The following is a 14,306-nucleotide window of genomic DNA, read 5'->3' on the forward strand; positions in this document are numbered from 1 at the left end:
GATTTGGGAATCCTTTAAAGCCAAAGCGAGTGAGATATTTAACGCAGTCAAAGACGTAATAGTTAAGGCTTGGGAAGCGGTAAAATCCAAGTCCACAGAAGTCTGGAACTCAATAAAAGGTGTAATCGAACCTATATGGAATGGCTTAAAGTCCAAGGCGACAGAAGTTTTTAATGCCATAAAAACTAAAATTACTGAGATTTGGAATGCAGTAAAATCAAGTACATCAGAGGTTTGGAATGGGATTAAGTCAACGCTTGAAACTATTTGGAATGGAATAAAAACTGCAGCAACAACTGCCTTTAATGCTATTAAACAGGCAATTGAGACAGTGTGGAATGGATTAAAATTCACAACTCAGTCAATTTGGAACGGTATCAAATCAACTATTGAGGGCATCTGGAATGGCTTAAAGTCCACAGCAACATCAACTTTTAATGCGATTAAGTCCACAGTAGAAAGTGTTTGGAATGGTATTAAATCAGTAACACAAAGTACTTGGAATGCGGTTAAACAAGCCATTGAGACACCAATCAATGCTGCAAAAGAAACTGTAAGAAAAGCAGTAGAAGCAATAAAGGGATTTTTTAGTGGTTTAAAGCTAGAAATACCTCCGATTAAACTACCTAAATTACCTACACCGAAAATAACTGGAAACTTTAGCTTTAATCCCCCAAGTGTACCAAAACTATCATGGTACGACAAAGGTGGTATTTTTACAAGCCCTAGCATAATAGGTGTTGGAGAAAAAAGACCAGAATTTGTTGGTGCTTTAGATGACCTTAAGGCTATTGTTGCTGAGGTAATCCAAAAAGAAGGTAACAGTAACGGTGGAGTTTTAATCACTGGAAACACTTTTGTAGTAAGAGAGGAAGCAGATATCAAAAAGATTGCCGAAGAATTAAATAAATTACAACAGAAAACAAATAGAGGTAGAGGGATGGTGACAGCATGATAGGATTTACTTTTAAAGGAAAACATAGCAGTGAATTTAACGTTGGATTTAAATCGGTTGATAGAACTGTAATCCCCGAAAGACGTAAGAAAGAATTTACAATTTTAGGTAAATCTGGAACACTAGAACTCGAGTCTACTGAATACGAAAAGAGATACATCACAGGTATTATTGGTGTGATGTATATCGAACAATTTGAAGAACTTAGACTTAAAATAAGAGACCTTGCTGGATGGCTATCTGGTAGTGGTCTCTTAATTTTTGATGACGAGCCAGACAAAGCCTATGAAGCATCTGTCTATAGTGCAGTAGGTATCGACCAACTGGCACTCCAACCTAGAGGAACGCTTGACATAGAATTTGAGTGCCAACCTTTTGCTGTATCAAGAGAACTGAATCGAATCTTAAAAGATGGTCAAAGTACTACTAAAGTAAATGTGGAAAATAAAGGCAATGTAAAGACATGTGGCACTTTTATTATAAAAAATACTGGTACGAGTGACATCACAAGTATCAGACTAACAAGAAAGGTAGTGATATAGATGAGTAAAGCTAGTAATTACTTAGAAGACATGGTGCTTAATTATTTTTTGAGAAATCAACAAGTAACGCAACCATCTAATCTTTATTTAGCATTATACAAAACTAATCCAACAGATGCAGACACGGGAGCTGAAGTTGTAGGTGGTGGATATGCAAGACAAGCAATATCTTTTACAGCTCCGACTCAGCAATCGGACAAAGCTGTCATAGGTAATGCATCAAGAATTGAGTTCCCGACTGCAACAGCAGAATGGGGCGAAGTTGCTTACTTTGGAATAAGAGATGCAAAAGATGGTGGCAATCTTTTAGTGCATGGTGCTTTTAATAAGCCCACACAAATAGTTGAGGGTAATAAATTTATTTTAGATAGTGGCAACTTAACTATAAGCATGGCATAGGTGATGCATCATGACAAAATATAACGTCGGTAAATTTAATGTTAAAAATGCCGACACTTTGTCGGTAAGTGCAAACTCTGATATAGCAATGGATGCAGGCGTAATATCTACCTTACTAGAGATTTATACGCCAAGCTCTCAATCATCTTTGAATTTAGACTGCATCGCAGAATATCACGTAGAGTTAACTGGTATCAGTACAGATGCTGAAATGTTTATGGATACTTACGGACTGCCAGCAAATCTGGTTTATGCAAGTGAGGCAGTATCTGATTTAGTTATAGATGCAGGTGGTGTTGGCTCCTTACTCGGAGAGGATTATGTTGAAATAACAGGACTGAGATTAAGGCCAGGGCAAGAAGTAGAAATTGATATGTGTAACTTAACTGTTACAGTTAATGGCGAAAATGCAATTGATTTAATGAGTGAAGATGGAGACTTTTTTGACTTTTTAATTGGAGATAATGATATTTTAATCGAAGCAATGGGAGCAAATAGTGTGAAGATAGATACCTATTGGAAGGATAAGTGGCTATGAAAAAGTACAGCATTAAAATTTATGACCAAAATATGAAAGAACTTGCAAGGTTAGAAAATGCGTACGACATTAGCTATGACTTAAAACTTAACGAACTTTGGACTTGCAGCTTTAAGCTTCCACGTGACGATAAAAAGACACAATATTGTGAGATTTTTAATTTTGTAGAACTCTTTGATGGCGAAGATAGAGTTGAACTTTTTAGAATATTGCCGCAAGTTTTAACTACAGAAGAGACGTCGTACATCGAGTATGAATGCGAGCATGTATTAGCCACCTTGCTTGACGACGTAATGTTTAAATATCACCAAATCGGCAACCTTGGAATTTATACAGACAGAGTTATTAGATATGTGCTTGATAGACAGACTGTTAAAAGATGGCAGTTAATCGAATGTGACTTTAAAAGACAATTTGAGTACAAGTGGGAAAATGAAAACCTACTTGCTGCGTTATTTAGTATACCTAAGCCTTTTGTAGACAAGTACAAGTGGGTTTTTGACACAACAAGTTACCCTTGGGGAATATCGCTTAAAAAGTTAGATACAAAGTATAAAGCAGATATTCAGTATCGTAAAAATATGACTAACATTGAGAAAACTGTGGATCCAACTCACTTGGTTACAAGAGTATATCCTTTGGGTTATGGTGAGGGAGATAATCAACTTGATATAAAAAGTGTTAACGGTGGTCGTAACTACCTTGAAAAAAATGTATCTAAATATGGATTGAAGTCAACAATCTTAGTGGATAGACGCTTTGAAAGTCCAGAAACTTTAAAAGAGTACGCTCAGATGGTACTAAACGACTTGTCCGAACCTTATGTATCTTACAAATTAAAAGCAGTTGACTTGTCTATAACTCAACCTAAAAAATATCCAAAGTTTAGACCTGGTGACTATGTGCTTATACGAGATACAGAGGACGGCATTAACTTAAAAGTACCTATAGTATCAGTATCCAAAACAGATGTAAGAGGTAATCCTTTTGATATTGATTTGGAGATAGCAAATAAATCGCAAGACATTACGGGTAGTATAAGTGACTTGATGGAACGCTCGCGAATTAACGATACCTACGCTCAAGGTGCAACGAATCTGCAGCAAATTGCTTATGCAGACAATGCAGATGCAGGACATCCACTGACTTTAAAATTTTATATCCCACAAGAAATGGCCAGAATTAATAAACTGATTTTAAATTACACAATTGAGTCTTTTAGATCTTATAGTGTAGGCCTTGAGTACAAAGATACTAAGACAACATCAACAGGTAGTGGTGGAGGGACTTATAAGTCAGACTCTACGTCATCTGGTGGTGGCGAATATGGCTCAACAGGTGGCGGCGGTGGAACTTATAGAGATACAGACGATGAGAAACAAGTAAACGGAAGAATGGTATCTGTTTATGTAAAGAATCGTAATGGAATTGATTACTCTCAATGGGTCGAATTTTATCAAGTTCAAAGCCACTCTCACGGATTTAGATTGCCAGACCATACTCACAGTATCTCAATCAGTCCACATAGTCATAGCTTTTCTATAAGAATTCCAGACCACAGTCACAGTGTGACGATACCTGGACATACTCACGAGCAAAAGCACGGAATCTATGAGGGAAGCCGTGCTAATAGCTGCTATTTAAAAGTTGATGGACAGACGGTCTATAACTACAGCAAGGAAGTTAACATCATACCTTATTTGTCTAAAGATGATGGTGGCAAAATCCAAAGAGGCACATGGCATACGGTGGAAATTATCCCAGATAGACTTACAAGGATTAATGCAAATATATTTATACAACTTTTTACTAACTCCAGAGGAGGTGGAGATTACTAATGACTGAATTAAATAAAATGTATGATGGTGTGGCCAACTCGCCAGATACCTTTTTAACAGAACCGCTTGCTAGTGGTGGCACAATTATGTATGTAGCAGACTCAAGTGTTTTTGGAATACTGCCTAATCTTGCAGTAATAGGTAACGGAGCAAATGCCGAAACTGTGCTTATTAAAGCAAAACGAGAAGACGGTGGACTAGATGTTGACAGAGCTGTTGAGGGTAAAGCAAAAGATTGGCCGAAAGCAACGGCTATAGCAAGAAACTTTACAAATTATGACTATAAGAATTTAAAAGAAAATATAGAAAAATTAAATCAAGATAAACTTGAAGAAAATAGCAAAATTGATTTTACTGAAGCAAATGCAAAAGAAAATATTAACTCTACTGATAGTGTAAAGACAATATTAGGAAAATTGTCAAAATGGTTTACAAATTTACAGAAAATAGCATGGACTGGCAATCTTTCAGATGGTGTGCAAGATAGTGACCACAGACTTGTAACGGATGAGGAAAAAACTAAGTGGAATGGAAAAGAAGATTCAAGTAACAAAGGAGTCGCTAATGGATATGCTTCTTTAGGTGCAGATGGAAAAGTACCAAGTGAACAGTTGCCGAAGATTGATGTTTTACCAGATGGCGGCACTACTGGTCAAGTCCTTAAGAAAACAACAGACGGTGTTGCATGGCAGAATGATAATAATACAACTTATTCAAATGCCACAACCTCTTCTAGTGGGCTTATGAGTTCTAGTGATAAAAATATTATTGATAATCTTGAAAAAAACTTTGTTCCACAAAAAATAAAAAATGAAGATTTTAATAATATCACCACAGTAGGATTTTATTCTGTTAATTCTAGTGCAAATAAACCTCCGGTTGATTACAATTATTTCGGCTTGATAGTTACTAATTCTACAAATCTTCAAGGAAATTATGTTCAACAAATTGCTATACCTGAAAAAATTGATGAAACTAGTATTTGGATTCGAAAAAAACAAAGCAACAACTGGGGTAGTTGGCAAAATATAATTAGTAGTGATGATTATGAATATTATTTTTTAGGTTCAACGATGCACCTATATAAATATGGGAGAGTAATATCTTTCACAATAGAAAGATATAAGGATGTACACGCACTTGAAAACTATAAAATGCCTTCGCGTTTTTGTCCTTCTTATGAATTAGTTTTTTCAAATAATGATGGTATGCTTTTTATTAAACCAAATGGAGATATGTCTATAAGTGGAGCGAGAAATCTTAATGTATTCTCTGGTTCGTGGATTAAGTAGTGATTAAAAAAGGAGTGATATAAATGGAAATAAATTTACAACTTTTAACACAAGCATATGGTAGGATAGCGCGTATAAGCCACTACCATATTTTTATTATAGCAGTAATACTTGATATAGTTACAGGCTATATCAAAGCTGTGTTTACTAAAGACTTAGACTCTAAAGTAGGACTTAAAGGTATCTTAAAACATGTATCTGTAGTAGGATTAGTTTTCTTGGTCTGCCCTTATATGTGGTTACTTGGCTATGGCACAGTAGCAGTTTTTTTGATTTACTCTATAACTATTACTTATGCAATAAGTATAGTAGAAAATTACGATGAAATATCACCAGGAACACTGCCAAAGTCGGTGGGACAATTTTTTAGAAGAACTAAAGAAGAGATTGATAAAACTGATTTAGATAAATTTAAAAAAGGTGACAAACTATGAGAATATTATTAGATCCAGGACATGGAGCTGGACCACAATTTAATCGCGGCTCAAAAATAGGTAACGAGGGCGACAATAATTTTAAAATGTACTTGATTTTAAAAAAAGCTTTAGAGAAAAAAGGCTTTGAAGTAGGTACTACGAGAAATAAAATTACAGATAATCCATCACTTGCATCTCGTGGGCAAAAAGGTAAAGGATATGATTTAATGCTATCACTGCACACTAATGCTGGTGGCGGAAGTGGAGTTGAAGTTTGGGATGATGTAAATCCAAAGTACAGTAACAAAAGACTTGGGGTAATCATCTGTAATACTGTATCTACTACAGTAAAGATACCTAATAGAGGTGTAAAATACAGAAAAAATTCAAGCGGTGGAAATTACTATGGAGTGCTTAGAAACAATTATGCTAAAAATGGTATGATTGTGGAATTTTGCTTCCACGATAATTTTATCGAACTTAAAAAATATTTAGATAACCTAGAATTAGTAGCTAATAACCTAGCTACTGCAATTGCAAAATATTATGGAGTTGAGAATATGGAAAATAAGATAGATTACAAGGGACACTGGGCGGAAAAAGCTATAGAAGAAGTAAAAGAGCAAGGAATTATGACTGGTTATGAAGATGGCAACTTTAGACCAGATGAGCCAGTCACTAGAGCAGAACTTGCAACTGTTATTTCAAAAATGTTAAAAAAAAACTAATTAAAACAAAATATTACGAAAAAGGAAACTTTCACGTCATAGAAACAGATCCACAAAATATTAAAATTGAATTTGTCGCTGGCCGAAAGATGAGTCAGATGCAAAGAGAGTTTGCAGTAAACGGCACTTTTTTTGATACACGAAAACCTGAAAGTAAAAAGAGCATCTGGCAGATAGCAGTGCAAGACAATCATCAACTCGGAGAAAACTCTCATACAAACTCATATAAAGGACTTAAAAAAGGTACTATGGTTTGTTTTACAGATGGTAGAGTTATCATGGATCGCTTTAATAACTTAGTAGAGATCCAAAAGCTTGGTAAAGTTAAGTGGGCGATAGGTGGCAATGCAATCTATCCAGACTATAACTTAAAGCTTGAGGGAGCTATGTCTGACATAGAAAGATATGCACCACATACCTTACTTGCATATACAATGGAAAAGAAAATTTTACTTTTAATCACAAAAGAAAATCGCACCTTAACAGATGCGAGAAGTGATTTACTAAAAACTTTTGACTTATATAGTGCAATCAATCTTGATGGTGGTGGATCCACAGCGATGATTGCAGAGGGTAAAGTAATTAAAGACCAAGGAAGAAAATTAAATACTATAGTTAGTGCGATTTAAGGTTGCGTAATGCAGCCTTTATTTTTTTGTAAAAATTTAAGAGAAAAGCTTTATAAGATAAAATTTAAAAGTAAGTAAATTACAATTTAATAATAAATAAAGTTGGTAACGAGTTGGTAACGAATGAGTAAAAACTTGTAAAAATATATAAAAAAGCACGTATTTCATAAAATAAATACGTGCTTGAATTTGTATTTTTAGCCATTTATAAAGACCTGTAAAAATACTATATTATATGGTGCGGGAAAGAGGACTTGAACCCCCACTCCAATGGAACTAGATCCTAAGTCTAGCGCGTCTGCCAATTCCGCCACTCCCGCATGAAGTTTAACAACATATTAAATTATATATATTTTATTTAATGTTGTCAATAGTTTTTTTACAAAAATTTTAAAACTTTTTGACTTAAAATTTTCATATGTCTTTCGACGACTTTTAAAGTATAGCAGATTTTTTTATACTGTGCAAGTTTTTTATTAAAATTTATACAATAATTTTTTATATAGAGTATAATATAACTCTGGAGGAATTATGAAGAAAAAGAAGAGTACTTTTAAGATAATTATTGCGATTATTTTATTATTAATCGTATCAATATATATTGCAGGAGTTTATTTTTTTAACGATAGAATTTTGCCAAGAACTTATATAAATGGAATTGATTTTGGCCTAACGAGAATATCTGAGCTCGAGAAGAATTATGACAATTTGTCTCGGGATTTTAAACTTGGTATTGAGGCAAAAGATATTAAAAAGGATGAGTTTATTACTTCAAAAGATATAAAGTTTGAGGATAAGCTAATTAGTACAGATGAATTTCACCAAATTCCATTTTATTGGCCTTTCGCATCATTAATTTCTAAAGATTTTACTTTAGATGCAGATGTAAAATATGACGAAAATCTTTTAGATGAAAAAATTAAAAACCTAGAGGCAGTAAAAAATGGAAAAACTGAGCCTCAAGATGCCAAGGTAATTTTTGAAAACGGTGAATATAAAATTGCAGATGAAGTCGACGGCAATATTGTAAAAGTCGACGAGTTAAAAGAAAAAATTGTTGAGGCTTTTAAAACCGGAGAAGATTCTTTAAATCTTGAAGAAGAAAATCTTTATTTAAAACCAAAGATTACATCAGATAGTGAATTTATAAAAAATCAACTTGCATCCTATCAAGAGATAAGCAATATGAAAATTGTCTATAATTTTGAAGATAGAAAAGAGGAGCTAACAGGAGAAAGAGTAATGGCTCTATTCTCACCTAAAGAAGATGGAGAAATGGTTCCCGATGATGCAAAAGTTACAGAATTTGTAAATGAGCTTTCAAAGAAGTACGATACTTTTAAAGGAACGCGTGAGTTTAACGCAACTGACATTGGAAAAGTAAGAGTTACTGGTGGAATTTATGGTTGGTTAACAGACATTGACAAGACAAAAGAAGAGCTTATTGCAGCACTTAATGCAAAAGAAGATAAAGAACTGACACCAGTTTATAAACTTACTGCAAATAGCAGAGCTGTAAATGACTTGGGAAACACTTATATTGAAGTGGATCTTGCAAGACAAATGCTGTGGCTATACAAAGATGGACAGATGATTTTAAAGACAAATGTTGTGTCTGGAAACCCAACAAGGGGAAACGGCACTCCTACTGGAACTGATAAAATTTGGTCTCGTGAGACAGATAGATATCTTACTGGAGAGGATTACAAATCCAAGGTAAGTTATTGGCTTCCAATTAACTGGAGCGGAGTGGGCCTTCACGATGCAAGCTGGAGAGGTAGTTTTGGTGGAAATAATTATAAGACAAATGGTTCTCACGGCTGTGTGAATATACCTCCGTCTCAAATGCCACAAATTTTCCAAAATACTTTTAACGGTATGCCCGTAGTAGTTTATGATTCTAGTACACAAAAAGTAAACTAAACTTGTAAATGTTTCTACAAGTGGTATAATTAAATTAAGATATAAAATATTTATTAAATCTTCAGGGTGAGGTGCAATTCCTAACCGGCGGTAAAGTCCGCGAGCGCAAGCTGAATTGGTGAGATTCCAATACCGACAGTTAAAGTCTGGATGATAGAATGATTTAATCTTTAACCCCGAAGATTCGGGGTTTTTTAATGCCCCAATTGGAGGTAAAATGAATAAAGTTAATGTAAGAACGTGTTCAAGAACGAGAAACATAACAAAAGTATCAATGTTATCTGTAATTGCATTCATACTTATGTATTTTCAGTTTCCACTGGCCTTTGTTGCGCCAAGCTTTATGCAGCTAGATATTTCTGATCTACCGGTGCTAATGGGAGCATTTACACTAGGACCAGTTTATGGAATAATTATAGCTTTTTGTAAAAACATCTTGGTCCTACTATTAAAAGGCACAATGACTGCGGGAGTTGGTGAGCTTTCAAACTTCATCATTTCTGCAACATTTGCTTTTGTGTCAAGCTTAATTTACAACAAAAAGAAAACTTATAAGAGAGCAATTATTTCTCTATCTGTTGGAGTTTTAGCTATGACAGCTTTGGCAATGCTTTCAAATTACTTTGTAGTATTTCCACTTTATGGAAAAGTAATGCCAATGGATGCAATCATTGCCATGGGAAATGCAATTACACCAAGAATAAATGATTTGTTTTCAATGATGATTTATTCTGTCCTTCCTTTTAACTTAATAAAAGGCTTCACAACTTCGGCTGTGATGATGTTAGTATATAAAAGAGTGAGTCCACTTTTTAAAAATTGATTATGTTTAATTTTTAGGTGAATTGTCCGCGGATGATTCACCTTTTTTAAAGGAGTTATATATGAAATTATTATGTGCAGGACCAACTTCAATAAATATAAAGGTCCTTAAAAAAATGGGAGAGTCACTGACTAATCCAGACCTTGATCCAGAGTACGAAGTATTCCACAGAAATATGGAAAAGAAAATTTCCAAACTTTTAAAAACTGATGCCACATCTTTTGTAATGCTTGGCGAAGGCATGCTTGGACTTGAAGCAGCAGTTTTAAACTTAATTGAAGAGGGCGAGAGAGCTCTTGTTATTTACAATGGAATATTTGGCGAGGGATTTGCTGATTTTGTAAAATTCTACGGAGCAGAGCCTGTAATGTATAAAGATGATTTTAGACGTGGAATAAATTTAGAAAAATTAGAAAAATTCCTAGAAAAAGATCACGACTTTAAAATTGCGACAATGGTTCACTGTGAAACACCGTCAGGGATTACAAATGACATAAAAGGAATTTGTGCTTTATTAAAAAAATACGGAATACTTACAATTGTGGACACAGTATCTGGAATGGGCGGAGAAGAATTTAACTTCGACGAGTTTAAAGTTGATATTGCCCTTGGCGGTTCACAAAAATGCCTTTCTGCACCAACGGGACTTAGCCTTATCACAATTTCTGAAGACGCAAAAGAGGCAATTAAAAATAGAAAAACTAAAGTGCCAAGCTTTTATATGAATTTTGAAAATTATTATGCTTACGACACAAGCTCTGGCTTTGCATTTCCATATACAATGAACGAAAACTTAGTCTACGCACTTAACGAAGCGCTAGATATAACTTTATCTAAAGACTATATAGGACTTCACAAAAAATATGCAAATGCTACAAGAGATGCCTTCACAAAGGCTGGGCTTGAGCTCTATCCACTTGATAGTTATTCAAACACGGTGACTGCAGTTTTGGCTCCAGAAGGACACACTAGCGGCGAAATCTTCGATGCACTTAAAGAAAGAGGAATAATGATTTCAAAAGGAGCAGGGGAGCTTTCAAACAAAATTTTTAGAATTGGGCACATGGGAAATAATATCTCTCATGATAACTTTGTAGAACTTTTCGGCGAGCTCGATGAAGTATTTAAAGAGCTAAATATAAAAACAAAAGCTTCTTTATTAGAAGAATTTAAAAAATCTTTAGGAGAATAAAAATTATTATAATATTGAGTCCTCGGAGAAATCCGGGGATTTTTTAGTGCAGAAATTTTTAAATTTTAATTAGTCTATTGTGAGTCTCTTATTTCTTCAAATCATTTAAACTCACAACTTATATTTGACGAAATTTTCAGCAAAAAATTATTTTATATCAAACTCAATTAATTCTAACTTCTTACATCATTAGAGAATCTTAAATCACAATTCTCTATTTTCTATATTTAGCTAAATTCCAAGCAATAATTATTTTATATTAAACTTAATTCGTACATAAATTTTAATACATGATCAAAAATTAGGTATTGCAAATTTTTTGAAGAAAAAATAATAGCCCAATCTACATGCAAATCGCATAAAATTAAAAAAATAAAAAAATTTTTAATAAAGCTATTGCAAAATTAAAAATAGGGTTATATAATCATATTGTACTAAGGAAGTAATACAACAATACAACGATACAAAAATAGTGGAGGTGAACTTATGGATTTTGACAACAAGAGGCCTATTTATATTCAACTGCTTGAAGATTTTAAACTTAAAATTTCGGGAAAGGAATGGCTGCCTGGACAAAAAATTGATACGGTAAGAAACTTAGCAGACACCTATAAAGTAAATCCAAATACTGTACAAAGGGCGCTTCAGGAGCTTGAACGAGAGGGCCTTGCAGAGGCAAATAGAACTGTAGGAAGGTTTGTAACTACAAATAAAGAGCTAATAGATAAACTTGCAAATTCTGCCTTCTATGAAGCTTGTGACGGACTTATTGATGTGGCAAAGACGCTTGAGATAAATAAAGAAAAATCCATTAAAATGTTAGACGAATATTGGAAAGAGGGGGAGAACAATGAACGCGATTGAAATTCATAAGCTAAACATGAGCTACAAGCACAAAGTATTAAACGATTTGGATTTAAATCTTGAATACGGACAAATCGTTGGACTTGTCGGCGAAAATGGAACGGGAAAATCGACACTACTTAGAATACTTGCAGGTCTTGAGATGACTTATAAGGGAGATGTAAAGGTAAACGGCGAAAAGCCAGGAGCTAGTTCAAAATCTTATGTATCTTATCAACCTGATAAATTTAGTCTAGACGAGAGCCTTTCTGTAAAGGAGACAATGGATACTTATAAATTATTTTTTGATGACTTTGATGATAAGAAATTTAAAACTCTACTTGCAGACTTTAAGCTTCCCTTTGATTCAAAAATTAAAGAGATGAGTAAGGGTATGAAGGACAAAATACAAATAGCCCTTTCTCTTTCAAGAAATGCAAAAATATTTTTATTAGATGAACCAATATCAGGCGTGGATCCATCTTCTAGAAAAATTATAATCGATGCAATACTTAAAAACTTTGACGAAAATTCTCTTCTTATTATTTCTACACATTTAATAAATGCCATCGAGCCTCTCTTAGATAGAGTAGTATTTTTATCAGATGGAAAGATTTTCTTAAATGAATCAGTTGATTATATTAGAGATGAGAAGAAAATGAGCATAGAAGATTACTTTACGGAGGTGTTCTAATGGGAAAATTATTGGGCTATCAGCTAAAGACTCACTTTAAAAAGAATTGGTTTCTAGTAGTTCTGCCAATACTTTTGATTATAATAAATCTTGTGACAAGAACTTTTACAGACAGTGGCTATGCAAATGTGGCAGCGGGAATAATTTTTATAATAGGACTAGTGGTTTATGGAGCAGCGGCAATAGTTATTATAGTAAGTGACTACAACAGATTTTATGGAAAGGAAGCACTCTTTTACAATTCTCTTCCAGTAACAGCAGGACAAATAACTTTTGCAAGAGTTCTATATTACTTTATATTATTTTTTGTGCACACATTAATATGGATAATAAACTTTGTGGCATTTGTAATCATTAATGGTTTTTCAGATAATCCTGACTTCTTAGAAGAGCTTCCAATGGTTAAAGAAGAAATCATGAGAAGATTAAGCCTCGTTACACCAAAACATGTGGGCATAATAATTTTATTAATAGTGATATTTTCTGCATATGGCATAGGGAAATTTATGTTTGCAATATCAATTAGTGGAGAGAAAAAATTAAACAAGATGGATTTTGGTGGAGCGGTTCTCTGTTACATTATAATCACTGCACTATCTAATTCAGTAATTATTCCTTTTGTAAATAGAATTTCAACAAATAGGTTTGATATAGTTCCATTTCCAGGAGATTCACTTACACTTAACTTGCCAATATTATTTATATATTCACTGCTTGGCATGCTGTTTCTTCTTGGTACCTACTTCGAACACAAGAGGAGAGTATCAGTTAGTTAAACAAAATAGCAAGAAAAAAAAGAGATTGGGTAAAACCAATCTCTTTTAATATACTTAAAAAAATTATTCTTCAGATTCGCCTTCGTCTTCAGTTTCAGAAACTGTAGGAACATCAGCTGCATCTGCTGATTCTTCTTCAGCTTCTTCTTCAGCAACGTCAGTTGGAGCAACAAGTGATGCAACAACTTCATTTTCATCTTCGTGAATTTGAATATTTTCGTCTTGGAAGATGTCAAGGTCTTTAATTTCCATTACATCTCCGATTTGCATGTCAACTACATTGACAACAGCTTCTGATGGAAGATATTTTGGAAGACAAGTAACTTCGATTTCGTTTATTACTTGGATAAGTGAAGATGGTTGAACACGTACATCGTCTCTTCCTTCAAGAACAACTGGAACAGCTACAGTGATTTCTTCGTTCATATCGATTTCGAATAAGTCAAAGTGAACCATTGCGTTTTTAATTGGGTGCATTTGAACTTCTTTGAAAAGAACTGAAGTGTCTTTTCCGTCAACTTCGATTTCAAAAATGTTTGAATATCCTTCTTGAGAGAAGATTTTTAATAAATCTTTTTCTTCACCTTTAAGAAGAACAGCTTCTTGTCCTTTTGAGTACATAACTCCAGGAACGATTCCTTCTGCTCTTAACTTGTCTACTTTATTTTTACCTTTTGAGTCTCTTTTTTGTAAAACTATTTTCATATTAACCTCCAAA

Annotated in this window: 16 protein-coding genes, 1 tRNA gene and 1 riboswitch; of the genes, 15 read left to right on the forward strand and 2 right to left on the reverse strand. The window is 33.9% G+C overall.

Translation table 11 applies throughout. From position 1 onward, the window contains the following. The 9 genes from ACOX6R_RS02190 to ACOX6R_RS02230 all read left to right on the forward strand — a co-directional run. Positions 1-955, forward strand: a 955-nt coding sequence (locus ACOX6R_RS02190) for a phage tail protein (RefSeq protein WP_433446784.1), incomplete at its 5' end; no start/stop codon positions are given. Next, positions 952-1,497, forward strand: coding sequence for a distal tail protein Dit (locus ACOX6R_RS02195; protein ID WP_433446786.1), 546 nt, complete (start codon positions 952-954; stop codon positions 1,495-1,497). The genes ACOX6R_RS02190 and ACOX6R_RS02195, both read left to right, overlap by 4 nt. Continuing rightward, entirely contained in the window at positions 1,498-1,896 is a 399-nt protein-coding gene (locus tag ACOX6R_RS02200; protein ID WP_433446788.1) for a phage tail fiber protein, read from the forward strand. 10 nt (positions 1,897-1,906) lie between these two features. Continuing rightward, positions 1,907-2,434 carry a phage distal tail protein gene (locus ACOX6R_RS02205; protein WP_433446790.1) on the forward strand — a complete coding sequence of 176 codons (528 nt, stop codon included), beginning with the start codon at positions 1,907-1,909 and terminating at the stop codon, positions 2,432-2,434. Then, positions 2,431-4,272 carry a phage tail protein gene (locus tag ACOX6R_RS02210; RefSeq protein ID WP_433446792.1) on the forward strand — a complete coding sequence of 614 codons (1,842 nt, stop codon included), beginning with the start codon at positions 2,431-2,433 and terminating at the stop codon, positions 4,270-4,272. Before ACOX6R_RS02205 ends, ACOX6R_RS02210 begins: the two co-directional genes overlap by 4 nt. Further along, positions 4,272-5,564 (forward strand): pyocin knob domain-containing protein, encoded by a 1,293-nt coding sequence (locus ACOX6R_RS02215; RefSeq protein WP_433446794.1) that lies wholly within the window; start codon positions 4,272-4,274, stop codon positions 5,562-5,564. Before ACOX6R_RS02210 ends, ACOX6R_RS02215 begins: the two co-directional genes overlap by 1 nt. Before the next feature lie 23 nt (positions 5,565-5,587). Further along, a complete protein-coding gene (locus ACOX6R_RS02220) occupies positions 5,588-5,998 on the forward strand; it encodes a phage holin family protein (RefSeq protein WP_433446796.1) in 411 nt (136 codons plus the stop codon). Further along, positions 5,995-6,708 (forward strand): N-acetylmuramoyl-L-alanine amidase, encoded by a 714-nt coding sequence (locus ACOX6R_RS02225; RefSeq protein ID WP_433446798.1) that lies wholly within the window; start codon positions 5,995-5,997, stop codon positions 6,706-6,708. The genes ACOX6R_RS02220 and ACOX6R_RS02225 overlap by 4 nt, the downstream gene beginning before the upstream one ends. 98 nt (positions 6,709-6,806) lie before the next feature. After that, positions 6,807-7,337, forward strand: a complete 531-nt coding sequence (locus ACOX6R_RS02230) for a phosphodiester glycosidase family protein (protein ID WP_433446799.1) — start codon at positions 6,807-6,809, stop codon at positions 7,335-7,337. A gap of 236 nt (positions 7,338-7,573) precedes the next feature. Here ACOX6R_RS02230 and ACOX6R_RS02235 read toward each other — a convergent pair. After that, a tRNA-Leu gene (locus ACOX6R_RS02235) sits at positions 7,574-7,657 on the reverse strand. A 211-nt stretch (positions 7,658-7,868) separates the two neighbouring features. Here ACOX6R_RS02235 and ACOX6R_RS02240 point away from each other — a divergent pair. The 6 genes from ACOX6R_RS02240 to ACOX6R_RS02265 all read left to right on the forward strand — a co-directional run bounded on the left by ACOX6R_RS02240 (position 7,869) and on the right by ACOX6R_RS02265 (position 13,588). Next, positions 7,869-9,260 carry a L,D-transpeptidase family protein gene (locus tag ACOX6R_RS02240; protein WP_433446801.1) on the forward strand — a complete coding sequence of 464 codons (1,392 nt, stop codon included), beginning with the start codon at positions 7,869-7,871 and terminating at the stop codon, positions 9,258-9,260. 53 nt (positions 9,261-9,313) lie between these two features. Beyond that, positions 9,314-9,427, forward strand: a riboswitch (FMN riboswitch). A 50-nt stretch (positions 9,428-9,477) separates the two neighbouring features. Next, positions 9,478-10,083 carry an ECF transporter S component gene (locus tag ACOX6R_RS02245; RefSeq protein ID WP_433446803.1) on the forward strand — a complete coding sequence of 202 codons (606 nt, stop codon included), beginning with the start codon at positions 9,478-9,480 and terminating at the stop codon, positions 10,081-10,083. 61 nt (positions 10,084-10,144) lie between these two features. Beyond that, entirely contained in the window at positions 10,145-11,275 is a 1,131-nt protein-coding gene (locus ACOX6R_RS02250) for a pyridoxal-phosphate-dependent aminotransferase family protein (protein ID WP_433446805.1), read from the forward strand. Positions 11,276-11,761: 486 nt separating this feature from the next. Then, positions 11,762-12,139, forward strand: coding sequence for a GntR family transcriptional regulator (locus ACOX6R_RS02255; protein ID WP_433446807.1), 378 nt, complete (start codon positions 11,762-11,764; stop codon positions 12,137-12,139). Further along, positions 12,126-12,812, forward strand: coding sequence for an ATP-binding cassette domain-containing protein (locus ACOX6R_RS02260; protein WP_433446809.1), 687 nt, complete (start codon positions 12,126-12,128; stop codon positions 12,810-12,812). The genes ACOX6R_RS02255 and ACOX6R_RS02260 overlap by 14 nt, the downstream gene beginning before the upstream one ends. After that, positions 12,812-13,588 carry a hypothetical protein gene (locus ACOX6R_RS02265; protein WP_433446811.1) on the forward strand — a complete coding sequence of 259 codons (777 nt, stop codon included), beginning with the start codon at positions 12,812-12,814 and terminating at the stop codon, positions 13,586-13,588. The genes ACOX6R_RS02260 and ACOX6R_RS02265 overlap by 1 nt, the downstream gene beginning before the upstream one ends. A 63-nt stretch (positions 13,589-13,651) precedes the next feature. Here ACOX6R_RS02265 and ACOX6R_RS02270 read toward each other — a convergent pair whose 3' ends face one another. Continuing rightward, entirely contained in the window at positions 13,652-14,293 is a 642-nt protein-coding gene (locus ACOX6R_RS02270) for a 50S ribosomal protein L25 (protein ID WP_433446813.1), read from the reverse strand. Between the last annotated feature and the right edge of the window lie 13 nt (positions 14,294-14,306).

The sequence above is a fragment of the Peptoniphilus sp. genome, from assembly GCF_050943655.1.
Lineage (GTDB): Bacteria > Bacillota > Clostridia > Tissierellales > Peptoniphilaceae > Peptoniphilus_A.